Annotated in this window: 16 protein-coding genes and 1 riboswitch; of the genes, 3 read left to right on the top strand and 13 right to left on the bottom strand. The window is 70.5% G+C overall.

The genetic code is table 11. The features are described 5' to 3' along the window. Positions 1-5: 5 nt before the first annotated feature. The 3 genes from thiS to KBX50_RS10280 all read right to left on the bottom strand — a co-directional run bounded on the left by thiS (position 6) and on the right by KBX50_RS10280 (position 1,992). Positions 6-206 (bottom strand): sulfur carrier protein ThiS, encoded by a 201-nt coding sequence (gene thiS / locus KBX50_RS10290; RefSeq protein ID WP_093403646.1) that lies wholly within the window; start codon positions 204-206, stop codon positions 6-8. Continuing rightward, complete coding sequence (gene thiO / locus KBX50_RS10285) at positions 197-1,372, bottom strand: glycine oxidase ThiO (RefSeq protein ID WP_210936547.1); 1,176 nt, start codon at positions 1,370-1,372, stop codon at positions 197-199. Before thiO ends, thiS begins: the two co-directional genes overlap by 10 nt. Beyond that, positions 1,369-1,992, bottom strand: a complete 624-nt coding sequence (locus KBX50_RS10280; protein ID WP_210936545.1) for a thiamine phosphate synthase — start codon at positions 1,990-1,992, stop codon at positions 1,369-1,371. The genes thiO and KBX50_RS10280 overlap by 4 nt, the downstream gene beginning before the upstream one ends. Further along, positions 1,987-2,096: riboswitch (TPP riboswitch) on the bottom strand. (Overlaps the previous gene by 6 nt.) A 397-nt stretch (positions 2,097-2,493) precedes the next feature. On the opposite strand from KBX50_RS10280, the gene KBX50_RS10275 reads away from it, so the two are divergent. Together KBX50_RS10275 and KBX50_RS10270 are read left to right on the top strand one after the other, a co-directional pair. Then, positions 2,494-7,125 (top strand): ThuA domain-containing protein, encoded by a 4,632-nt coding sequence (locus KBX50_RS10275; protein WP_247673464.1) that lies wholly within the window; start codon positions 2,494-2,496, stop codon positions 7,123-7,125. Positions 7,126-7,414: 289 nt separating this feature from the next. Next, positions 7,415-13,216, top strand: coding sequence for a ThuA domain-containing protein (locus KBX50_RS10270; protein ID WP_210936541.1), 5,802 nt, complete (start codon positions 7,415-7,417; stop codon positions 13,214-13,216). Positions 13,217-13,346: 130 nt separating this feature from the next. On the opposite strand, the gene KBX50_RS10265 is transcribed toward KBX50_RS10270, so the two are convergent. The 3 genes from KBX50_RS10265 to KBX50_RS10255 form a co-directional block, all read right to left on the bottom strand. After that, complete coding sequence (locus tag KBX50_RS10265; RefSeq protein WP_210936664.1) at positions 13,347-14,297, bottom strand: aldo/keto reductase; 951 nt, start codon at positions 14,295-14,297, stop codon at positions 13,347-13,349. A gap of 68 nt (positions 14,298-14,365) precedes the next feature. Beyond that, a complete protein-coding gene (locus KBX50_RS10260; protein WP_210936539.1) occupies positions 14,366-16,045 on the bottom strand; it encodes an ABC-F family ATP-binding cassette domain-containing protein in 1,680 nt (559 codons plus the stop codon). A 47-nt stretch (positions 16,046-16,092) separates the two neighbouring features. Further along, complete coding sequence (locus KBX50_RS10255) at positions 16,093-16,698, bottom strand: class I SAM-dependent methyltransferase (protein WP_210936537.1); 606 nt, start codon at positions 16,696-16,698, stop codon at positions 16,093-16,095. Positions 16,699-16,825: 127 nt separating this feature from the next. Here KBX50_RS10255 and KBX50_RS10250 point away from each other — a divergent pair, with 127 nt between their 5' ends. Continuing rightward, positions 16,826-17,929: a hypothetical protein gene (locus KBX50_RS10250; protein ID WP_210936535.1), complete on the top strand. Its 1,104-nt coding sequence runs from the start codon at positions 16,826-16,828 to the stop codon at positions 17,927-17,929. A gap of 34 nt (positions 17,930-17,963) precedes the next feature. Here the strand turns inward: KBX50_RS10250 and truA are convergent, their stop codons facing one another. The 7 genes from truA to rpmJ form a co-directional block, all read right to left on the bottom strand. Continuing rightward, entirely contained in the window at positions 17,964-18,794 is an 831-nt protein-coding gene (truA, locus tag KBX50_RS10245; protein WP_210936533.1) for a tRNA pseudouridine(38-40) synthase TruA, read from the bottom strand. 91 nt (positions 18,795-18,885) lie between these two features. Beyond that, a complete protein-coding gene (gene rplQ, locus KBX50_RS10240; protein WP_210936531.1) occupies positions 18,886-19,446 on the bottom strand; it encodes a 50S ribosomal protein L17 in 561 nt (186 codons plus the stop codon). 34 nt (positions 19,447-19,480) lie between these two features. Beyond that, entirely contained in the window at positions 19,481-20,503 is a 1,023-nt protein-coding gene (locus KBX50_RS10235) for a DNA-directed RNA polymerase subunit alpha (protein ID WP_013735931.1), read from the bottom strand. A gap of 95 nt (positions 20,504-20,598) precedes the next feature. Next, positions 20,599-21,225: a 30S ribosomal protein S4 gene (rpsD, locus tag KBX50_RS10230; RefSeq protein WP_093403633.1), complete on the bottom strand. Its 627-nt coding sequence runs from the start codon at positions 21,223-21,225 to the stop codon at positions 20,599-20,601. A 13-nt stretch (positions 21,226-21,238) separates the two neighbouring features. Further along, positions 21,239-21,646, bottom strand: coding sequence for a 30S ribosomal protein S11 (gene rpsK, locus KBX50_RS10225; RefSeq protein WP_013288613.1), 408 nt, complete (start codon positions 21,644-21,646; stop codon positions 21,239-21,241). Between the two features lie 129 nt (positions 21,647-21,775). Further along, a complete protein-coding gene (gene rpsM / locus KBX50_RS10220; protein WP_093403631.1) occupies positions 21,776-22,156 on the bottom strand; it encodes a 30S ribosomal protein S13 in 381 nt (126 codons plus the stop codon). A 213-nt stretch (positions 22,157-22,369) separates the two neighbouring features. Continuing rightward, positions 22,370-22,483: a 50S ribosomal protein L36 gene (rpmJ, locus tag KBX50_RS10215; protein ID WP_012184307.1), complete on the bottom strand. Its 114-nt coding sequence runs from the start codon at positions 22,481-22,483 to the stop codon at positions 22,370-22,372. Positions 22,484-22,491 lie beyond the last annotated feature (8 nt).

The following is a 22,491-nucleotide window of genomic DNA, read 5'->3' as shown; positions in this document are numbered from 1 at the left end:
CCGGCTCACCCGCCCTGGGCGGCGCTGAGCACCTCGACCCGGTCACCGCCGCGCAGCACCGTCGCCGGCCAACCGGTACGCGGCACCACCTCACCGTTGACCGCCACCGCGACACCGCGCTGCTGGCCGGTGATGTCGCGGACCAGGTCGGCCACGGTCAGTCCGTCCGGCAGGCTGCGCCCGGCACCGTTCACCGTCAGTTCCACGAGTTGTCCTCCGTCGAGTACGGAAAAGTGCCAGCGACCGTTGCGCCCACGACGCCGGGCGGTTCGGCGAACCGGTCCGGCCGGAAGGGCGCCAGCAGTGCGTCGGAGTTGCCCTCCCCGGTGACCAGATCGGTGATCAGGTCTGCGGTGATCGGGGTCAGCACGATCCCGTGCCGGTGGTGACCGGTGGCGACCAGGACGTCCGGGTGCCCCGGCAACGGGCCCAGGATCGGCGCATTGTCCGGTGTGCCCGGGCGCAGCCCCGCCAGCGCCTCCACCAGGTCGTACTCGGCGATCTCGGGCAGCAGGTCGACGGCGGCCCGCAGCAGCCGCAGCACCGCTCCGGCGGAGACGTCCAGGTCGGAGCGCTCCTCGACGGTCGCGCCGACGACCACCTCGCCGCTGTCGCGCGGCACCAGGTAGACGTGCTCGCCATCGGCGTACCCCCGGATCACGTGCCGAAAGCCGGGCGGCCCGCCATCCGGCGCGCGCAGCCGCAGCACCTGTCCCTTGACCGGCCGGACCGGCAGGCCGGTCAGGGCCGCGCTGCCGCAGCCGGCGGCGACCACGGTCGCGCCGGCCGTGACGTCGGACAGCCGGCGCACCGGCTCGGCGACCAGCACCGCTCCCGCCCGCTCCGCCGCCAGCCGCAACGCCGGTACCAGCCGACGCGGGTCGACCTGATGGTCGGTGGCGGCGAGCGCGCCGCCGCGCACCCGGGGCGCCAGCGCCGGCTCGCGCTCGCGCAGCGGCGACGGGCGCAGGGGCGTCACCGGCAACCCCAGCTCCTGCTGGTACGCCCAGAGCCGACGCGCCTCGGCGAGGTCGTCGGCGGTCAGCCCGACCATCAGGGTGCCCTCGGTCCGGTAGCCGATGTCGGTGCCGGTCACCTCGGTCAGTTCGGCGGCGAACCCGGGCCAGCGGCCGGCCGACTCGGTCAGCAGGGCGGTCAGCTCCCGCTCGCCGAAGTACGCCTCGGCGACCGGTGCCAACATGCCGGCAGCCACGTACGAGGCACCCGACCCGGGTGCCGGATCGTGCACGACCACCCGCAACCCGCGCGCCGCGCACCGCCAGGCGACCGCCCACCCGATCGGACCGCCCCCCACGACGGCCACATCGGGACGGCGCTGCGGCACGTCGGTGGTGGCGGGGCGTCCGGTCATGCCAGCGCCCGAACCAGCTCGGCGGCGGCGCGGGCGGGATCGGTGGCTCCGGAGAGCGCACCGACCACCGCCACCCCGTACGCGCCGGCGGCCCGCAACCCGGGCACGTCCGCCGCCGTCACCCCACCGATGGCGATCACCGGCACCTCGACCGCCTCGACCACCGCCCGGACACCGGCCACACCGATCGGCGGTGGCAGCCCGTCCTTGGTGGCGGTGGCGCGGCACGGCCCCACCCCCAGGTAGCTCGCCCCGGCGGTTACCGCCGCGAGCGCGGTTGCCGGTTCCCGCGCGGTGGCACCCAGCACCGCCGCCGGTCCGAGCACCTCCCGGGCCGCCGCCACGGGCAGGTCGTCGGCACCGACGTGACCGCCGGCGGCGCCGGTGGCCAGTGCCACGTGCAGTCGGTCGTTGACCAGGCAGGGCACCCCGTACGGCGTGCCGAGGGCCAACACCTGCCGGGTCAGCTCGTACGCCTGCCGGTCCGTCTCGCTGTCCTCCACGCGGACCTGCACCACCAGCTGGCTGTGGGCCACCGGGAGCACGGCACGGAGCACGGCGAGCGGATCCCGCCCGGGTCGGGTGTCGGTGATCAGATGCAGTCGCCCCAGGGACGGCACGGCAACACTCCTCCCTGCGCCGGCATTACCCGGATCAGGTTCGACGGTCGGGGGCTCACAGCCCCCCTCTCAGCCCGGTACACCGGGCTCCCGTGGGTTCGTTGGGTGTCACCGTACGTCGTTTCGCCGGCTCCGCCAAGCCCGTCCCGCGCCGCCGGTGGCGGTGCGGGCCACCCGGTCATGCCGACTCCGCCACGGCCTGCTGAACGGACCCGCGGCAGCACGGCGGGCCGGAAAAAGGCCGGATATGCAGTGACTCACACCAATACAAATGGCCTCGTTACCAAAACGTTACAAGGCTCCACCTTGCTCGAAACTAGATTCACTAACGCAAATTGAGTGATCGGATCGGCTGAGTCGGCACCCAGACCTCGCTCGTCAGGTATGGGCGGTCGGACCGACGGGAGTGACCACCGCCGTCCACTCCGGACCGTCCCACGGACAGAGGAGATCTTCGTGCCCCGACTCAGTCGGCGCCGAGCCCCGCTCGCCGCAGTCACCATGGCGCTACTCGCCCTTGCACTCATCCTGGCCGCCGCACCGGCCCCGATCACCGGCCCCGCCGCCGCTCAGGCCGCCCGCCCCACCGTTCCGGTCGCCGCGGCGGCGGCGGAGCCGTTCTCCGTCCTGGTCTTCTCCAAGACCGCCGGATTCCGACACGACTCGATCCCGGCCGGCATCAGCGCGATCCAGCAACTCGGCACGGCGAACGGGTTCACCGTCACCACCACCGAGGACAGCGCCGCCTTCACCGACACCAACCTCGCCAGGTTCCAGGCGGTCATCTGGTTGTCGACCACGGGTGATGTGCTCAACGCCAGCCAGCAGGCGGCCTTCGAGCGATACATCCGCGCCGGTGGCGGATACGTCGGCGTGCACGCCGCGTCGGACACCGAGTACGACTGGGCCTGGTACGGCCAACTGGTCGGTGCCTACTTCAACAACCACCCGGCCAACCAGACGGCGACGGTGAAGGTCGAGGACACCACCCACGAGTCGACCCGGCACCTGCCGGAGCGGTGGTCCCGTTACGACGAGTGGTACAACTTCCGCACCAACCCCCGCGCCCGTCAGGTGCAGGTGCTGGCCTCGCTCGACGAGCGCAGCTACAGCCCGGGCAGCGGGGCGATGGGGCACGACCACCCGATCGCCTGGTGCCAGAACTTCGACGGTGGCCGGTCCTGGTACACAGGTGGCGGGCACACCCAGGATTCCTTCGCCAACGCCGAGTTCCGGCAACACCTGCTCGGTGGTATCCAGACCGCTGCCGGGGTGGTGCACGCCGACTGCGGTGCCGGTCGGGCCGCCAGCTTCGAGAAGGTGACCCTGGACAGCAACACCAGCAACCCGATGGAGCTGGACATCGCCCCCGACGGGCGGGTCTTCTACATCGAGCGCGACGGCCGGGTGCAGATCATCAAGCCGGACACCGGCCAGACGGTCACCGCGCTGCGGCTGAGCGTCTTCGCTGGCAACGAGGACGGCCTGCTGGGCATCCGGCTCGACCCCAACTTCGCCAGCAATGGGTGGGTCTGGCTCTACTACGCCCCGAGCGCGGGTGGCTCCCGCAACCACCTGTCCCGGTTCACCGTCACCGGAGACACGATCAACCCGTCGAGCGAGCGGGTCGTGCTGGAGGTGCCCACGCAGCGCAACACCTGCTGCCACATGGGCGGGACGATGACCTTCGACTCGGCCGGCAACCTGTACCTGGCCACCGGGGACAACACCAACCCCTTCGAGTCCGGTGGCTACAGCCCGTTGGACGAGCGCTCCGGCCGGTCTGACTACGACTCGCAGCGCACCGCCGGAAACACAAACGACCTGCGCGGCAAGGTGCTCCGGATCCGGCCGCAGGCCGACGGCACCTACACCATCCCGGCCGGAAACCTCTTCGCCCCGGGCACCGCGCGGACCCGGCCGGAGATCTACGCGATGGGCCTGCGCAACCCGTTCCGGATCGGCATCGACCCGGTCACCGACGTGCTCTACGTCGCCGACTACGGCCCGGACGCCACCACCAGCAACCCGAACCGGGGCCCGGCGGGACTGGTGGAGTGGAACATCGTCGACCGGCCCGGCAACTTCGGCTGGCCGTACTGCCACGGGTCGAATCAGGCGTACAACGACTACCAGTTCCCGTCCGGCCCGAGCGGATCGAAGTTCAACTGCGCCGCGCCGGTGAACAACTCCCCGAACAACACCGGTCTGACCAACCTGCCGGCGGCCATCCCGGCCACCGTCGACTACGGCTACAGCGGTGACTCCCGTTACCCGGAGATCGGCGGCGGTGGAGCGCCCATGGCCGGGCCGGTCTACCGGTACGACCCGACCATCTCGTCCCGCCGCCAGTGGCCGGCGTACTTCGACGGCAAGGCCATGTTCGGCGAGTGGAACCAGTCGCGGATGTACACCATGCAGGTCAGCCGGGACGGCAAGTCCCTTGTCGACATCAACCGGATCCTCGACCAGATGACCTTCGTCCGGCCGATGGACTTCGAGTTCGGCCCCGACGGCGCGCTGTACCTGATCGAGTGGGGCAGCGGCTTCGGCGGCAACAACGACAACTCCGGCGTCTACCGGATCGACTACACCGCCGGTGCCCGCGCCCCGATCGCGGTCGCCTCGGCGAACCCCACCTCCGGAGCGCCACCGCTCGCCGTCACCTTCTCCAGCGCCGGCTCGCGCGACCCCGACGGCGGAGCGCTCACCTACGCCTGGACGTTCGGCGACGGCGGCACCTCCACCCAGGCCAACCCGACCCACACGTACACCCAGTCGGGCAGCTACACGGCGCAGCTCCGGGTGACCAACCCGGCGGGCCGGAGCGCGGTGGCGAACGTGCCGATCACCGTCGGCAACACGGCACCGACCGTGACCATCGAGTTCCCGCCGGATGGTGGCTTCTTCGCCTGGGGCGACCAGGTCGCCTACACCATCAAGGTCACCGACCCGGAGGACGGGACGATCGACTGCGACGACGTCGAACTCCAGGTCCTCCTCGGCCACGACGAGCACGCCCACCCGCTGGAGCGGCACACCGGCTGCACCGGCACGGTGCAGACCCAGCTCGCCGACGGCCACGGGGCGGACGCGAACGTCTTCACCGTGCTGGAGGCGACCTACACCGACCAGGGCGGGTCCGACGGGGCCGAGCCACAGACCGGCCGGGCACTTGTGGTCCTTCAGCCGAAACGTAAGGAGGCCGAGTACTACTCGGCCACCGGACGGGTGGCGGGCGCCACCGGGGGCGGCACCGCCGGAGTGGAGCGGGAGACCACCGGTGACACCGCCGGCGGCGGGCAGAACATCGGATTCATCGAGGACGGCGACTGGTGGTCGGTGAGTCCGGCCAGCCTGACCGGCGTCACCTCGATCCAGTTCCGGGTCGCCTCGGCCACCTCCGGCGGCCGCATCGAGGTACGCGCCGGAGCCGCGAACGGACCACTGATCACCACCGCCACCGTGACCGGTACCGGAGGGTGGCAGACGTACACCGACATCACCGCGCAGATACCCAACGGCGCCGCCGCGGAGGGCGCGTTGTACTTCGTCGCCCGGGACCCGAACGGCGGCTCCGGCACCCTGTTCAACGTCAACTGGATGGACTTCGTCGGCCCGGGGGTGAGCGGCAACGCCCCACCGACGGTCACCGCCTCGGCCACCCCGACCAGCGGGACCGGGCCACTGGCCGTGACCTTCACCGGTACGGCGACCGACCCGGACGGGGACACCCCCCTGACGTACGCCTGGGACTTCGGCGACGGCGAGACCGCGGACACGCTCAACGCCACCCACACGTACACCACGCCGGGCAGCTACACCGCCACCCTGACGGTCACCGACAGCCGGGGTGCCCGGGGGCAGGCCAGCGTGCCGATCCGGGTCGACGGGGCGGGCAACCCCTGCCAGGCAGAGCCGGGGACACTGCGCTCCGACGAGTTCACCGGCACCTCGCTGGATCGTCAGCGGTGGACCGGCGTGGTGCGCGGGACCGAGTCGTACTCCCTCACCGACGGTTCGCTGCGGCTGCCCACCGCGGCGGGTGACCTGTACGGCACCCGCAACGACGCCACGAACCTGGTGCTCCAGCCCGCGCCCAGCGGGGCCTGGCAGGCGACCACCCGGGTCACCGTGGCGGCCCGGGCCGACTATCAGCAGGCCGGTCTGCTGATCTACGGCGACGACGACAACTACGCCAAGCTGGACCTGCTCTACGGTGGCAGCCGCCGGGTGGAGTTCATCAGGGAAAGCGCCGGGACGCCGCGCAATGAGAGCACGGACTCCACCGCGGCGCCCACCGGTGACACCATCCATCTGCGACTGACCAGCGACGGGACGAACCTGACCGCCGCCTACTCGACCGACGGGCAGACCTTCACCCCGGTCGGTCGCTCCGCCGCGCTGGCCGGGATCAGCAACCCCCGGATCGGTCTCTTCGCTCTCAACGGCGGCACCACCGCGCCGGTGGTGAACGCCCAGTTCGACTGGTTCCGGGTAACCCCGGAGATCACCACGGGCGTCGTCGCACCGTCGGACGAGTTCACCGGCACCAGCCTGGAGAAGTGCCGGTGGAACGCCATCGTCCGGGAGGATGCGACCCGCTACCGGGTGACCGACGGCGCGCTGCGCGTCGACGTGCCGAACGGTGACATCTACGGCACCGGCAACACCGGGCCGACGAACTTCATCCTCCAGAACAGCCCGGCCGGGAACTGGACGATGCAGACCCGGGTCGACGGCAGTCTGTTCAATGAGCAGTACCAGCAGGCTGGTCTGCTGGTGTACGCCGACGACGACAACTACCTCAAGTTCGACTACGTGACGGACAACGCGGCCGGCCAGACGGTCTCGCGACGGATCGAGTTCCGCAGCGAGGTCGGCGGGGCGGTGCAGAGTACGCAGCCACAGGCGACCGGCCTGACCCAGGGCATCTGGCACCTGCGGCTGTCGCGCAGCGGAAACACCTTCACCGCCGCGTACTCGGCCGACGGCACGAGTTGGACGACCCTGGGGACGTTGACGAGCACCGCGGTCGGGACGACCCCGAGGGTGGGCCTGTTCACTCTCGGCGCCAACCAGACGGCCTCGAAGACGGCCGCGTTCGACTACTTCCGACTCACGCCCGGGTAGTAGGCCGACCTAGCCGAACCATCACTGCCGGCCCGTACCTCTGCCCGAGGTGCGGGCCGGCGGCCATGGTGGTTTGGGTGGGCTGTGCGGGAATGTCGCTTGCGTTTACCGAACTGTTATCAATTGAAGCCTTGCCATTAATCGTTCTAGCGGAACTAATTTGTTCAGCGACTCGACAAAAATGCTGGGACGGCACCCTTCGGCAAGGTGGCCGAACCGGCTCCATCTGGGACGGTCTTCGGCGGGCCGACCCCGTGACCCCTGTCCAGCAAGGACAAAGGAGACCGGAGTGCCCCGAACACCTCGTGCCCGCGCACCCCTGACAGCCGCCGTACTCTCCCTCGGCCTCGCCGCGAGCATGCTTTTCGCGGCCCCGGCCGCCCAGGCCGCGCCCGCCCCCATCGCCCAAGCGGTTCCGGAGGCCGCCGCCGAGACGTTCTCGGTGCTGGTCTTCTCCAAGACCGCCGGCTTCCGTCACGCCTCCATCCCCACCGGCATCGCCGCCATCCAGGAGCTCGGCGTCGAGCACGGTTTCACCGTCGACACCACTGAGGACGGCGCAGCCTTCACCGACGCGAACCTCGCTCAGTACCGGGCGGTCATCTGGCTCTCCACCACCGGAGACGTGCTGACCGCCGACCAGCAGGCGGCGTTCGAGCGCTACATCCAGGCCGGTGGCGGCTACGCCGGCATCCACGCCGCCGCCGACACCGAGTACAGCTGGTCCTGGTACGGCGAACTGGTGGGGGCGTACTTCAACAGCCACCCGGCCAACCAGCAGGCCACGGTCAAGGTGGAGGATCCGGCTCACCCCTCCACCGCCCACCTGCCGGGACGCTGGTCCCGCTTCGACGAGTGGTACAACTACCGCACCAACCCGCGCGGTTCGGTGCACGTGCTGGCCACCCTCGACGAGACCAGCTACAACGCCGGCTCCGGCGCGATGGGACACGACCACCCGATCGCCTGGTGCCAGGACTACGACGGAGGCCGGGCCTGGTACACCGGCGGCGGCCACACCGACGAGTCGTACGCCGAGCCGGAGTTCCGCACCCACCTGCTCGGCGGCATCCGCACCGCCGCTGGCATCCAGGGTGCCGACTGTGGGGCGTCGCTGACCGCCAGCTTCGAGAAGGTGACGCTGGACAGCAACACCAGCAACCCGATGGAGCTGGACATCGCCCCCGACGGCCGGGTCTTCTACATCGAACGCGACGGCCGGGTGCAGATCGTCAAGCCGGACACCGGCAACACGGTCACCGCCATCGACCTCGACGTCTTCACCGGCAACGAGGACGGCCTGATCGGCATCCGACTCGACCCGGACTTCGCCACCAACAACTGGGTCTACCTCTACTACGCGCCGAACGACGGGGTGGCGCGCAACGTGCTCTCCCGGTTCACCGTCAGCGGTGACTCGATCGACGCGGCCACCGAGCAGGTCGTGCTCCAGGTCGACACCCAACGCAACACCTGCTGCCACGCCGGCGGCACCATGACGTTCGACTCCGCCGGCAACCTCTACCTGGCCACCGGGGACAACACCAACCCGTTCTCGTCCGACGCGTACACGCCGATCGACGAGCGGCCCGGACGCGCCGACTACGACGCGCAGCGCACCTCCGGCAACACCAACGACCTGCGCGGCAAGGTGATCCGGATCCACCCGGAGGACGACGGGACCTACACCATCCCGGAGGGCAACCTCTTCCCGCCGGGCACGGAGCAGACCCGGCCCGAGATCTACGCGATGGGCTTCCGTAACCCGTTCCGGATCGGCATCGACCCGGCCACCGACACCCTCTACGTCGCCGACTACGGCCCGGACGCCTCGTCGGACAACCCCGACCGTGGTCCCGAGGGCCTGGTGGAGTGGAACATCGTCGCCGAACCGGGCAACTACGGCTGGCCGTACTGCACGGGGACCAACGAGGCCTACAACGACTACCAGTTCCCCTCCGGCCCGAGCGGACCGAAGTTCGACTGCGCCGCCGTGGTGAACAACTCGCCGAACAACACCGGCCTGACCAACCTCCCGCCGGCCATCCCGGCCACCGTCGACTACGGCTACGGCGGTGACCCGCGCTACCCCGAGATCGGTGGCGGCGGCGCGCCGATGGGCGGCCCGGTCTACCGGTACGACGCCGACCTCGACTCGGACCGCAAGTGGCCGGCGTACTACGACGGCAAGGCGCTGCTCGGCGAGTGGAACCAGTCGAAGATGTACACGATGCAGGTCTCCGCGGACGGCACCGAGCTGGTCGACATCAACCAGCTGCTCACCGGGATGTCCTTCATCCGCCCGATGGACTTCGAGTTCGGTCCCGACGGTGCGATGTACCTGATCGAGTGGGGCAGCGGCTTCGGCGGCAACAACGACAACTCCGGCGTCTACCGGATCGACTACATCGCCGGTGACCGGGCGCCGATCGCGGTCGCCAGTGCCGAGCCCACCTCGGGGCAGCCCCCGCTGGAGGTGACCTTCTCCAGCGCCGGTTCACGTGACCCCGACGGGGGCGCGCTCACCTACGCCTGGACCTTCGGCGACGGTGGCACCTCCACCGAGGCCAACCCCACCCACACGTACGCCGAGGCGGGCAACTACACCGCCCAGCTCACCGTCACCAACCCCAAGGGTCGTACGGCGGTGGCGAACGTGCCGATCACGGTGGGCAACACCGCGCCGACCGTGACAATCGAGTTCCCGCCGGACGGTGGCTTCTTCGACTGGGGCGACCAGGTCAAGTACACGATCACGGTGACCGACCCGGAGGACGGGGAGGTCGACTGCGCCGACGTCCAGCTCCAGGTGCTGCTCGGTCATGACGAGCACGCCCACCCGCTGGAGCAGCACACCGGCTGCACCGGAACGGTGCAGACCCAGCTCGCCGCCGGACACGGTGCCGAGGCGAACGTCTTCACCGTCTTCGAGGCGACCTACACCGACCAGGGCGGCTCCGGTGGGGCCGACCCGCTGACCGGCCGGGCGATCGAGATTCTCCAGCCCAAGCGCAAGCAGGCCGAGTACTTCACCGCGACCGGCCGGACCGAGGACGGCACCGGCGGCGGTGACGCCGGGGTGACGCGCGAGACCACCGGCGACTCCGCCGGCGGCGGCCAGAACATCGGCGCCATCGAGGACGGCGACTGGTGGTCGGTGGTACCGGCCGACCTGACCGAGATCGACGAGATCCGCTTCCGGGTCTCGTCGGCGACCAGCGGCGGTGTGATCGAGGTCCGCGCCGGCGCGGTCGACGGCCCGGTGGTCGCCTCGGCGACCGTGCCGGGTACCGGCGACTGGCAGACCTACACCGACGTCACCGCGCCGGTGACGGGTGCGGCGAGCGGTTCGCTGTACTTCGTCGCCCAGGACCCGGCGGGCGGCGAGGGATCGCTGTTCAACGTCAACTGGGCGGACTTCGTCGGCAAGGGCGTCACCGACAACGCGCCCCCGGCGGTCACCGCGACCGCCACTCCGGCCACCGGCACCGCGCCGCTCACCATCGCGTTCGGCGGCACCGCCACCGACCCCGAGGGCGACACCCCACTGACGTACGAGTGGGAATTCGGTGACGGCGGCACGGCGGACACGCTCCAGGCCGAGCACACGTACACCGCACCCGGCAACTTCACCGCCACCCTGACGGTGACCGACAGCCGTGGTGCCCGGTCGTACGCGACCGTGCCGGTTCGGGTCGACTCGCCGAACACGTCGTGCCTCGGGGCACGTTCGGACAACTTCGACGGCGACACGCTCGACCGCGACCGGTGGGAGGTGGTGCGGGAGAACCAGCTCCTGTCCGTCTCCGACGGCACGCTGCGACTTCCCACCGGGGCCGGTGACCTCTACGGCAGCCGTAACGACGCCACCAACCTGGTGCTCCAGCCGGCACCGTCGGGAGCCTGGCAGGCGACCACAAAGGTCACCCTGCCGGTGACGGCCAACTACCAGCAGGCCGGCCTGCTGGTCTACGGCGACGACGAGAACTACGCCAAGCTGGACCTGCTCTACAACGGCAGCCGCCGGGTGGAGTTCATCCGGGAGACCGCCGGCACCCCGCGCAACGAGGGTGACGACAGCACCGACGCACCGGCGGGTGACACCGTCTACCTGCGGGTGAGCAGCGACGGCACCAGCCTGACCGCCGCGCTCTCGGCCGACGGCCAGACCTTCACCCCGGTCGGTCGCTCCGCCGCGTTGGAGGGCATCGAGAACCCGCGAATCGGCCTGTTCGCGCTCAACGGGGGCACCGACGCACCCGTGGTGGAGGCCGCGTTCGACTGGTTCCAGGTGATACCGGACGAGCCGGCCGGCCCGGTCGACCCGTCCGACGAGTTCACCGGCATCTCGCTGGACAAGTGCCGGTGGAACGCGATCCTCCGGGAGGACCTGAGCGCCTACCGGGTCAGCGGTGGCTCGTTGCACATCGACGTGCCCAACGGTGACATCTACGGCACCAACAACACCGGGCCGACGAACTTCATCCTCCAGAACACGCCGAGCGGCGACTGGACGATGGAGACCAAGATCGACGGCAGTCTGCTGGACGAGCAGTACCAGCAGGCCGGTCTGATCGTGTACGGCGACGACGACAACTACCTGAAGTTCGACTTCGTGGTGGACAACCAGGCTGGCCAGCCGGTGTCCCGGCGGATCGAGTTCCGCAGCGAGATCGACGGGACGATCCAGGATCCACAGCCGGGTGCGGAGAGCCTGACCTCGGCCGAGTGGTATCTGCGGCTGGTGCGCAGCGGTGACACCTACACCGCGTCGTACTCGGCCGACGGCACCACCTGGACGGCCCTGACCGAACTCACCAACGCGGCCGTCGGGGCTACCCCGAAGGTGGGCGTGTTCACCCTCAGTGGCAACCAGACCGCCTCGAAGTCGGCGTCGTTCGACTACTTCCGGTTCTCCACCGAGGCCGGACCGGACGACGACACCGCCCCTGTCACCACGGCCGAGGTGTCCGGCACCCCGGTCGAGGGTTGGCTCACCGGTCCGGCGACGGTCACCCTGACCGCCGCCGACGAGGATGGCGGCAGCGGGGTGGCGCGCACCGAGTACCAGCTCGATGACGCCACCGAGTGGACCGCCTACACCGGACCGGTGCCGGTGACCGGAGACGGCGAGCACGAGCTGCGGTTCCGCTCCGTCGACGAGGCCGGCAACGTGGAGGAGACGAAGGCGGTCACCGTCCGCATCGACGCCACCGCGCCGGTCAGCACCGCGACGTTCGCCCCGGCGAACGACGAGGGCTGGCACGACGGCACCGTCCCGGTGGTGCTCACCTCGACCGACGCCGGTTCCGGGGTGGCGCTGCTGGAGTGGTCGCTCGACGGCGGCGACTGGACGCCGTACACCGAGCCGGTCGAGATCAGTGGCGACGGGGACCACGAGCTGCTCTACCGGGCCACCGACACCGCCGGCAACGCCGAGACGCTGAAGGCGGCGGTGGTACGCATCGACGGCACCAAGCCGACCCTGCTGGTCTCCGGCATCGCCGACGGCCAGCTCTACGGTGACAGCCAGGACGTCCGGGTGTCCTGGCAGGCGGTCGACCCGACCTCGGGCATCGCGTCAGTGGTCGGCCGGCTCGACGACCGTCCCTACGTCAGCGGCACGCTCCAGGCGATGTACGAGCTGCCGCTGGGCCTGCACGAGCTGACCGTCACGGCGACCGACAAGGCGGGCAACGACACCACCACCACGGTCCGCTTCTTCGTCACCACCTCGTTCCGGGACATGCAGAACCTGCTGGACCGGTTCAAGGCGACGGGCCGACTCAGCAACAAGGCGTACAACCAGTTGTCGAAGCGGCTCTCCAACGCCCGTACGGCGGAGGCGAGCGGCAACGACAAGCGGGCGATCAACCAGCTCACCGCGTTCCGGACGTTGGCCGGTGACGCCGAGCTGGTCGGCGAGGCGGAGATCCGGGACGTGCTGATCCGGGACGCCGATGCCATGATCGTCCGGCTCGGCGGCACGGCCAGCAAGACGGGCGTACGGGCCAACGACGGCGAGTCCGTCAAGGGTGCCGGCCGCCTGGGTGGCGACCCCACCCGCCTGGCCCCCAACCGCAACCTGTAAGCCCACGGCCCCGCCCGGCACCGTCCGGGCGGGGCCCCTCCACACAGCCCCGTTGATCATGAGGTTGGCGGCAACCCTAGAGATCAACTTCGCCGCCAACCTCATGATCAACAGGTGGGGGCGGCCCGGGTCAGTGGTCGAGGATCTTGCGGAGCGCCTTCAGGTCGGTCTCGGTGGGGTGCCAGGTGCCGGCTTCGGCGTTGGCGCGTACCTGCTCGGGTGTGGTGGCGCCGGCGATTACCGAGGTGACCGCCGGTTGGGCGGCCAGCCCGCCGATCGCCACGTGCAGCATCGGCACACCCCGTTCCGTGGCGTACGCCTCGATGCCCTCGATGGTGTCCCAGTCGGCAGCGGCGAGCCGCTGGGCGTACCGTCCACCGCCGGCCAGGCGGCTGCCGGCGGGTGGCGCCTCACCCCGCTTGTACTTGCCGGTGAGCAGCCCGTTGGCCAGCGGGAAGAACGGCAGCATGCCCAACCCGAACCGGTCACAGGCCGGCAGCACCTCGATCTCGACGTCCCGGTTGAGCAGGCTGTAGTGGTTCTGCGCGCTGACGAACCGGGTGAGTCCCCGGGTCTTCGCCGTCCAGTCGGCGTCGGCGATCTGCCAGCCGGCGAAGTTGGAGTTGCCGAGGTACCGCACCTTGCCGGCGCGGACCAGGTCGTCCAGGGCGGACAGCGTCTCGTCGATCGGGGTGCCCGGGTCCGGCTCGTGGAACTGGTACAGGTCGATGTAGTCGGTGTCCAGCCGCCGCAACGACGCCTCGACCGCCCGGATCACGTACCGCCGCGAGCCGCGTACCCCGAAGTCCCGCCCGTTGCTACCGGCCATCGACATGCCGAACTTGGTCGCCAGCACCACGTCGTCGCGGCGGCCCTTCAGGGCCGCGCCGAGCTGCGCCTCCGAGGCGCCGTGCGGCTCGCCGTAGATGTCGGCGGTGTCGAAGAAGTTGATTCCGGCGTCGAGGGCCGCGTCGACCACCGCGCGGGTGCCGTCGAGATCGAGTTTGCGGCCGAAGTTGTTGCAGCCGATCCCCACGACGGACACCACGAGCCCGGAGTCGCCCAGCCGGCGATAGGTCATCTCACTCACGAGATCACCATATGTCGCCCCGTCGGGTGGTCGCAGGGGCGACCGCGGGACCAGACCGCTCAGGCCACGTCCCAGACCGGCTCGTCGGTCTCGACCACCTCACCGTCGCCCCGGAACAGCAGGAACCGGTCGAAGGTCCGGGTGAACCAACGGTCGTGGGTGACCGCCACCACCGTGCCGGAGAACGCGGTGAGCCCGGCCTCCAGCGCCTCGGCCGAGGCCAGGTCGAGGTTGTCGGTGGGCTCGTCGAGCAGCAGCATGGTCGCGCCGGACAGCTCCAGCAGCAGCACCAGAAAACGGGCCTGCTGCCCGCCGGAGAGGGTACCGAAGCGCTGGTCACCCTGCCCCGCCAGCTCGTACCGGGACAGCGCCGCCATGGCGGTGTGCCGATCCATGCCGGCCCGGTGCTCGTCGCCCCGCCAGAGGATCTCGACGAGCGTCTTCGCCATCAGTTCCGGCCGGTCGTGGGTCTGCGAGAAGTGACCGGGACGCACCCGCGCGCCGAGGCGGGCCACCCCGTCGTGCGCCACCGGGGCCAGTGCCGCCGCACCGTCGACGGGGCCGTTCGCCGGGTCCGGGTCCGTCCCGCCCCGGGCCAGCAGGCGCAGGAAGTGCGACTTCCCGGTGCCGTTGGCGCCGAGCACCGCGAGCCGGTCGCCGTACCACAACTCCAGGTCGAAGGGGTAGGTCAGGCCGTCCAGCTCCAGCTGCTCGCAGACCAGCGCCCGCTTCCCGGTCCGTCCGCCGGCCAGCCGCATCCGGATGTCCTGCTCCTTCGGCGGTACGGGCGGCGGCCCGGCCTCCTCGAACTTGCGCAACCGGGTCTGCGCCGCCTGGTAGCGCGAGGCCATCCCAGAGTTGTACGCGGCCTTCTGCTTGTACATCAGCATCAGCTCGCGCAGCTTCTGGTGCTCCTCGTCCCACCGTTTGCGCTGCTCGTCGAGTCGGTCGTGCCGGGACACGCGTGCCGCGTGCCAGCTGGCGAAGCCGCCCGGGTGCACCCAGGCGCTGCCGCCTTCCACCGCGACCACCCGGTCGGCGGTGTGCGCCAGCAACTCCCGGTCGTGCGAGACGTAGAGCACCGACTTGGCCGACTCCCGCAGCCGCGCCTCCAGCCAGCGCTTGCCGGGTACGTCGAGGAAGTTGTCCGGCTCGTCGAGCAGCAGCACCTCGTCGGGGCCGCGCAGCAGCAACTCCAGCGCGAAGCGCTTCTGCTGCCCGCCGGAGAGGGTCCGGACCGGACGCTGCCGGGCGGTCTCCCAGGGCAGGTCGAGGACGATGGTGGCGACGGTGTCGAAGAGCACCTCGGCGTCGTACCCGCCGGTCTCTCCCCAGGCGGCCAACGCGTCGGCGTACGCCAGCTGGGCCTTGCCGGCGGCGGTGCTGTACTTGCCGCGTACCTCGGCGTCGCGCATGGCCGCCTCGGTCTCGGCCAGCCGGCGCCCAGCCTCGCGCAGCGTCGGCGGCGCGAGCGAAAGGGCCAGGTCGGCGAGGGTCGAATCGTCACCGATCATGCCGATGAACTGGCGCATGACGCCCAGCCCACCGGTACGCGCGATCGCACCGGTGCGCACCGGCAGGTCACCGGCGACCATCCGCAGCAACGTCGTCTTGCCCGCGCCGTTCGGCCCGACCAGCGCCACCTTGGCACCCTCGCCGACCCGGAACGACACGTCGGCGAAGAGTTCCCGCCCGTCGGGCAGGACATGCCCGACCGCCGCCACGTCCACGTATCCCACGCGGGCATCCTGCCCGAGCCGGCCCGGCAGGCCAACCGATTACCCGCTCAGCGGGTGACGCGCAACACCCGGAACCCCTTCTGGCTGGCGTGCCGAGCCACCTGCCAGCCCTGCTCGACCAGCCAGCGCTGCAACGAGTCACCGCCGAGGTGGCGGGCCACCACGAGCCAGGCCACCCCGTCCGGGGCGAGCCGGGGCAGCCAACTCAGCAGCATCTCGTGCAGTTCCTCCTTGCCGACCCGGATCGGCGGGTTGGACCAGATCTGGGCGAAGCGCAGGTCGGCGGGTACCTCCTCGGGAGCCGTCACCCGCACCCGCTCGGACAGGCCGAGCCGGGCGCTGTTCTCAGCCGTCAGCTGCCGGGCCCGCTCGTTCACGTCGACAGCCCAGATCGTCGCGGTGGGCGTGACGGTGGCGAGCACGCAGGAGATCGGACCGAACCCGCAACCGAGGTCGAGCAACGCACCGGCGGTCGCGGCACCGGGCAGTTCGGCCTTGCGCAGCAACACCGCGGTGCCCGGGTCGAGGCGGCTGGCCGAGAAGACCCCGGACGCCGAGGCCAGGGTGTAGTCGCGGCCGGCGACGGTGAACTGCACCTCGCGCACCTGGGCAGGCGCGGTCGGCTCGGCGGTGAAGTAGTGGTCCCCGGTCACGCGGGCCATTCTCGCACCGAGTGCGGATCGGGCCGACGGCCGGCGGCAGCACCGGCTCCGACACGTTCATCCAACGCATTTCCGCAAAATACCCGCTAAAGGGATAAACATCCCTACTCTGGACGGCATGGTGTATCGGTACGACTCCGATGAGGACGCATACGTCCCGTACCGGGACGACGAGACCGCGGGCAGTCCGCCCCAGCCCGGCCCGCCGCCCCCGGCCGGGCCGTCCCCGTCGCGCTTCCCCACCCCGTCGCTGGCCCGACCGAACCAGATCATGCTGCCATCGTCGGCGCCGCCACGGGGGGCGTTCCCCGCAACGCAGCAGGAACCGGCACCACGGTACGACCCGGCACCGCCCGCGCCCGACGAACGGACGTCGGTCGGCGTGGCGGCGGCACCGCCGGAGCCGGGCACGGCGACCGTCGCGCCCCCGCCCCGCCGAGGTGGCGGTCGTGCGTGGCAGGTGCTGGTCGGTGGTGCCGCGGCGCTGGTGCTGCTCGCTCTCTGCGGTCTCACCGCCGCCACCCTGATGGACGGTCGGACCCTGATCGGTCAGCAGGCCGGGCCCAGCGCCGCACCGGACACCACCCGTGACACGGTGCCCGCCGAGGCCAGCGACCTCGACTCCCGGGACACCGACCAGGCGCCGCTCACCGCCCGCGAGGTGTTCCCCGCCAGCACTCTCGCCGTCGGCGACGGTGAGAACGGCTACGAGGTGCTACGTACCCAGTCCAGCGCCAGTTGTGCGGTAGCCGCCACCGGTGAGGTCTCGGACCTGCTGGTACGGCTCGGCTGCAACCAGGTCGTCCGGGCCACCCTCCGCGCACCGGACGGCGACCACCTGGTCACCACGGGACTGTTCAACCTCACTGACCGGTCCAGCGCCGAGCGGGCCCGCGATCGGATCCGCCAGCTGCTCGACGAGCGGCAGGGCCGCTTCCGCGGCATGTCGGCCGGAGATGACACCGAGGTCATCGCCACCGCACCGGCGCGGGTCGGCTGGCAGGTACGCGGCCACTACATCGCCTACGCGGTGGTCGCCCGTACCGACGGCGCCACCATCCGCTCCGGTGACACCGGAGTCCGCGAGATCCTCTTCGACATGCTCGAACAGCACCTCAACCAGGGGGTGCTGGAGCGGCGGGCCGAGGGTGGGACGGCCAGCCAGCCGACCGAGGGCCCCACCGACGACACCGGCAGCCAGGACGAGTCCACCGAGGACTGACCGGCCGCCCACGCCGCGCGGCAGGGCCGGCCGCTCAACTGTCGGCGGAAACCCGTAGCCGTCGGGTCGCCTCGGCCCGGCGCGCGTACTCGGCGGGATCGTCCGGGTAGCCGACCGCCACCAGGGTCAACCCGTGCGCCGGCGCCACGGTCACCTCGCTGGCCCGCTCCCGACGGGCCAGCAGGTCCGCCGGCCACGGCACCGGTCGGCGACCGTCCCCGGCGACCAGCATGGCGCCGACCAGGCTGCGGACCATCGCCTGGCAGAACGCGTCGGCCTGCACGGTGGCGACCAGGATCCCGTCGGCGTCCCGCCGCCAGTCCAGCCTGGTCACCTCCCGCAGTGTGGTGGCGTTCTCCTTGCGCCGGCAGTACGCGGCGAAGTCGTGCTCCCCCACCAGCCCGGCCGCCGCAGCGGTGAGCCGGTCGAGGTCGAGTGCCCGGGGCCAGGCCAGGATCTCGTGCCGGCGCAGCGGGTCGCACCCCCACGGCGCGTCGGTCACCCGGTACTCGTAGCGGCGGAAGGTCGCCGAGAAGCGGGCGTCGAAGGTCGCCGGCACCGCCCACATCGCCCGCACCCGCACATCGGTCGGGAGCAGCCGGGCCAGCCGGCGTAGCAGCCGCCCCTCGTGCGCCCGCCAGACGTCGACAGGCAGATCCAGGTGGCAGACCTGCCCGCTGGCGTGCACCCCCGCGTCGGTGCGGCCGGCGACGGTCAGTCCCGTCGCGACACCGGTGCCGAGCACCAGGTCCAGCGTCTCGACAAGCACCCCGGCTACCGTGCGCCGCTGCGGCTGGGCGGCCCAGCCGGAGAAGGCCGTGCCGTCGTACGCGACGTCCAGCCGCAGCCGGGTGCGCTCGTCCACGTGGTACCTCCTCGACGAATCGGGCCCGGCACCCCCGTGGTGGGGATACCGGGCCCGACGTTGGCCTCAGGGCCTGTCTCACCGGCCTTGGTCAGGCCTTGCCTTCCTCGGTGGCCAGATCGCTGTCCTCACGGGCAGCGGCGGTGTCACCGGAGGCCGACTGCGGCGGCTCGGCGTCCTGGTCGGCCGGTCGCGACTCGGGGGCCTCGTCGGCCGGTGCCAGCGCCTCGACCTTGTCCTGCTGGGCGGCCTTGCGCCCGGCGGTCTTTCGGTTCGCCTTCGGCTCGGCGACCTGAAGCTCCTCGACCAGCTCGATGATCGCCATCGGAGCGGCGTCACCCTTGCGCGGACCGGTCTTCACGATCCGGGTGTAGCCGCCGCTGCGGTTGGCGTACCGCGGCGCGATCTGGTCGAACAGGGCGTAGACCACGTCCTTGTCCTTGACCACGGTCAGCACCCGCCGACGCGACGCGAGGTCGCCCCGCTTGGCCTTGGTGATCAGCTGCTCGGCGAGCGGACGCAGCCGCCGGGCCTTGGTCTCGGTGGTCTGGATCTTGCCGTGCTGGAACAGCGCGGTGGCCAGGTTGGCCAGCATCAGCCGCTCGTGCGCGGGGCTGCCGCCGAGGCGGGGGCCCTTGGTGGGCGTGGGCATGCTTGGTGCTCCTCAGGTGTGGCGGCAGCGCGGACTAGAGCTGCTCGGTCTCGCGGTAGTCGTCGGTGTCGTAGTCGGCCTCGCCGAAGGCGTCCACGACGTGCGCCGGGTCGAAGTTCGGAGCCGAGTCCTTCAGCCCGAGACCCATCCCGGCGAGCTTCATCTTGACCTCGTCGATCGACTTCTGACCGAAGTTCCTTATATCGAGAAGGTCGGCCTCGGTACGCCCGATGAGCTCACCAACGGAGTTGATGCCCTCGCGCTTGAGGCAGTTGTAGGAGCGGACGGTCAGGTCCAGCTCCTCGATCGGCAGGGCCAGGTCCGCCGCCAGCTGCGCGTCCTGCGGGGACGGGCCGATGTCGATGCCCTCGGCGGTCTCATCCAACTCACGAGCCAGCCCGAACAGCTCCACAAGCGTCGAACCGGCCGAGGCCAGTGCGGTACGGGGCCCCATCGACGGCTTGGTCTCGACATCGATGATCAGTCGGTCGAAGTCCGTCCGCTGCTCGACGCGGGTCGCCTCGACGCGGTAGGTCACCTTGAGCACCGGGGAGTAGATCGAGTCGACCGGGATCCGGCCGATCTCCGCGCCCGCCTGCTTGTTCTGCGCCGCCGTGACGTAACCACGACCCCGCTCGACGGTCAGCTCCATGTCGAGCCGGCCCTTGCCATTGAGGGTGGCCAGCTTCAGGTCCGGGTTGTGCACCGAGACACCGGCCGGAGGCTGGATGTCGCCGGCGGTCACGTCGCCCGGGCCCTGCTTACGCAGGTACATGCTGACCGGCTCGTCGTGCTCGGAGCTGACGCAGAGCTCCTTGATGTTCATGACGAGCTCGACCACGTCCTCCTTGACCCCGGGGATCGTGGTGAACTCGTGCAGCACACCGTCGATCTTGATCGAGGTGACGGCCGCACCCGGGATGGACGACAGCAGCGTACGCCGCAGCGAGTTGCCCAGGGTGTAGCCGAAGCCCGGCTCCAGCGGCTCGATGGTGAACCGGGACCGGGTCTCGTTGATCGACTCCTCGGAGAGGGTCGGTCGCTGGCTGATGAGCATGTCTTCTCTTCTCTTCCGGGGCGCCCGCCATATGACGCCCACGACACAAACTGTTCCGGTGGCCCGCCCTGCCGGGCGGGCCACCGCAACGAGCCCTACTTGGAGTAGAGCTCGACGATCAGCTGCTCCTGGACCTGGGTGTCGATCACCTGTCGGGCCGGGAGCGAGTGCACCAGGACCTTCATCTGGCTGGGGATCGCCTCCAGCCATGCCGGAACGGTCTTGGAGCCGGCCTCGGCCTGGGCCACGATGAACGGGGTGAGCTCCTTGCTCTTGCCCCGGACCTCGATGATGTCGTGCTCCTTGACGCGGTACGACGGGATGTCGACCTTCTTGCCGTTCACCGTGAAGTGACCGTGCTTGACCAGCTGACGGGCCATGTCCCGGGACTTGGCGTAGCCGGCCCGGTAGACCACGTTGTCCAGCCGCGACTCGAGGATCTGCAGCAGCACCTCGCCCGTCTTGGCCTTCTTGCTCACGGCTTCCTCGTAGTAGCCGCGGAACTGCTTCTCCAGCACGCCGTAGACGCGGCGGGCCTTCTGCTTCTCACGGAGCTGGAGCAGGTACTCCGTCTCCTTCGTGCGGCCGCGGCCGTGCTGCCCGGGCGGGAACGGCCGGGACTCGAACGGGCACTTCGGACCATCGCACTTGCTGCCCTTGAGGAACAGCTTCATCTTCTCCCGCCGGCAACGGCGGCAGTCGGCACCGGTGTAACGAGCCATCTCTCTCTACCTCTCAGACCCGACGACGCTTCGGCGGACGGCACCCGTTGTGCGGCTGCGGGGTGACGTCGGAGATCTGCCCGACCTCAAGGCCCACGGCCTGCAGCGAACGGATGGCGGTCTCCCGGCCGGAGCCGGGGCCTTTGACGAACACGTCGACCTTGCGCATGCCGTGCTCCATGGCCCGACGCGCGGCGGCCTCGGCGGCCAGCTGCGCGGCGAACGGAGTCGACTTGCGGGAGCCCTTGAAGCCCACCTGGCCGGACGAGGCCCAGGAGATGACGGCACCAGTCGGATCGGTGATCGAGACGATGGTGTTGTTGAAGGTGCTCTTGATGTGCGCCTGCCCGTGGGCGACGTTCTTACGTTCCTTGCGCCGGACCTTCTTTACAGCGGCTCCGGCACGAGCCTTCGGTGGCATAAGTCTTGTGCGCTCCTGTTTCGGTTCTCGATCGGGTACTGGCCCGTCACCCGTTGATTCAGTGGACACCGGTTCCGGTTGGAGCCCGGCCCACTTCGGCGGAGAACGACCAGAATTCCGGTTTGAGAATTACTTCTTGCCAGGCTTCTTCTTGCCGGCGACAGTCCGCTTCGGGCCCTTGCGGGTCCGCGCGTTGGTCTTGGTCCGCTGGCCACGCACGGGCAGGCCCCGGCGGTGCCGGATGCCGGCGTAGCAGCCGATCTCAACCTTGCGGCGGATGTCAGCGGCGACCTCGCGGCGCAGGTCGCCTTCAACCTTGTAGTTGGCCTCGATGTGGTTCCGGAGCTGGACCAGCTCCTCGTCCGTGAGGTCCCGAACGCGCTTGTCCGGCGAGATGCCGGTGGCGCTGAGCGTCTCCAGGGCGCGGGTGCGGCCCACGCCGAAGATGTAGGTGAGCGCGATCTCCATCCGCTTCTCGCGGGGAAGGTCGACGCCGACTAGACGTGCCATGTGCGGGCGTACTCCTCGTGGTGTGCTGCGAAGGTGTGGACCCGTCCCACCCCGCTACCGGCCGTCCCTGTCCTTCCGACGCCGATGGCGCCGGCGACCGGGATCGGTCGCTGCCCGAGCGGGCCCCGGCCTTCGACCGGGGGTCAACCACGATGGAGTACGCGCTGCGCACCGCTCGCGGCTGGGACGAGCATGTGTGATGTGTGGGCTCGTTCAGCCCTGGCGCTGCTTGTGGCGCGGGTCGGTACAGATGACCATGACCCGGCCGTGCCGGCGGATCACCCGGCACTTGTTGCAGATCCTCTTGACGCTCGGCTTGACCTTCACGGTTGCCT

The sequence above is a fragment of the Micromonospora sp. C51 genome (assembly GCF_018070435.1).
Taxonomy (GTDB): Bacteria; Actinomycetota; Actinomycetes; order Mycobacteriales; family Micromonosporaceae; genus Micromonospora; species Micromonospora sediminimaris.
The sequence above is the reverse complement of the archived record's forward strand: the minus strand, read 5'-3'. Positions and strand labels throughout refer to the sequence as shown.

Excerpts from the sequence above, each read along its gene's own strand:
- thiO (WP_210936547.1), bottom strand. The coding sequence starts at position 1,372 with ATGACCGGACGCCCCGCCACCACCGACGTGCCGCAGCGCCGTCCCGAT.
- KBX50_RS10275 (WP_247673464.1), top strand. The coding sequence starts at position 2,494 with ATGGCGCTACTCGCCCTTGCACTCATCCTGGCCGCCGCACCGGCCCCG.
- KBX50_RS10265 (WP_210936664.1), bottom strand. The coding sequence starts at position 14,297 with ATGACCTATCGCCGGCTGGGCGACTCCGGGCTCGTGGTGTCCGTCGTG.
- KBX50_RS10250 (WP_210936535.1), top strand. The coding sequence starts at position 16,826 with ATGGTGTATCGGTACGACTCCGATGAGGACGCATACGTCCCGTACCGG.
- rplQ (WP_210936531.1), bottom strand. The coding sequence starts at position 19,446 with ATGCCCACGCCCACCAAGGGCCCCCGCCTCGGCGGCAGCCCCGCGCAC.
- KBX50_RS10235 (WP_013735931.1), bottom strand. The coding sequence starts at position 20,503 with ATGCTCATCAGCCAGCGACCGACCCTCTCCGAGGAGTCGATCAACGAG.
- rpsD (WP_093403633.1), bottom strand. The coding sequence starts at position 21,225 with ATGGCTCGTTACACCGGTGCCGACTGCCGCCGTTGCCGGCGGGAGAAG.
- rpsK (WP_013288613.1), bottom strand. The coding sequence starts at position 21,646 with ATGCCACCGAAGGCTCGTGCCGGAGCCGCTGTAAAGAAGGTCCGGCGC.
- rpsM (WP_093403631.1), bottom strand. The coding sequence starts at position 22,156 with ATGGCACGTCTAGTCGGCGTCGACCTTCCCCGCGAGAAGCGGATGGAG.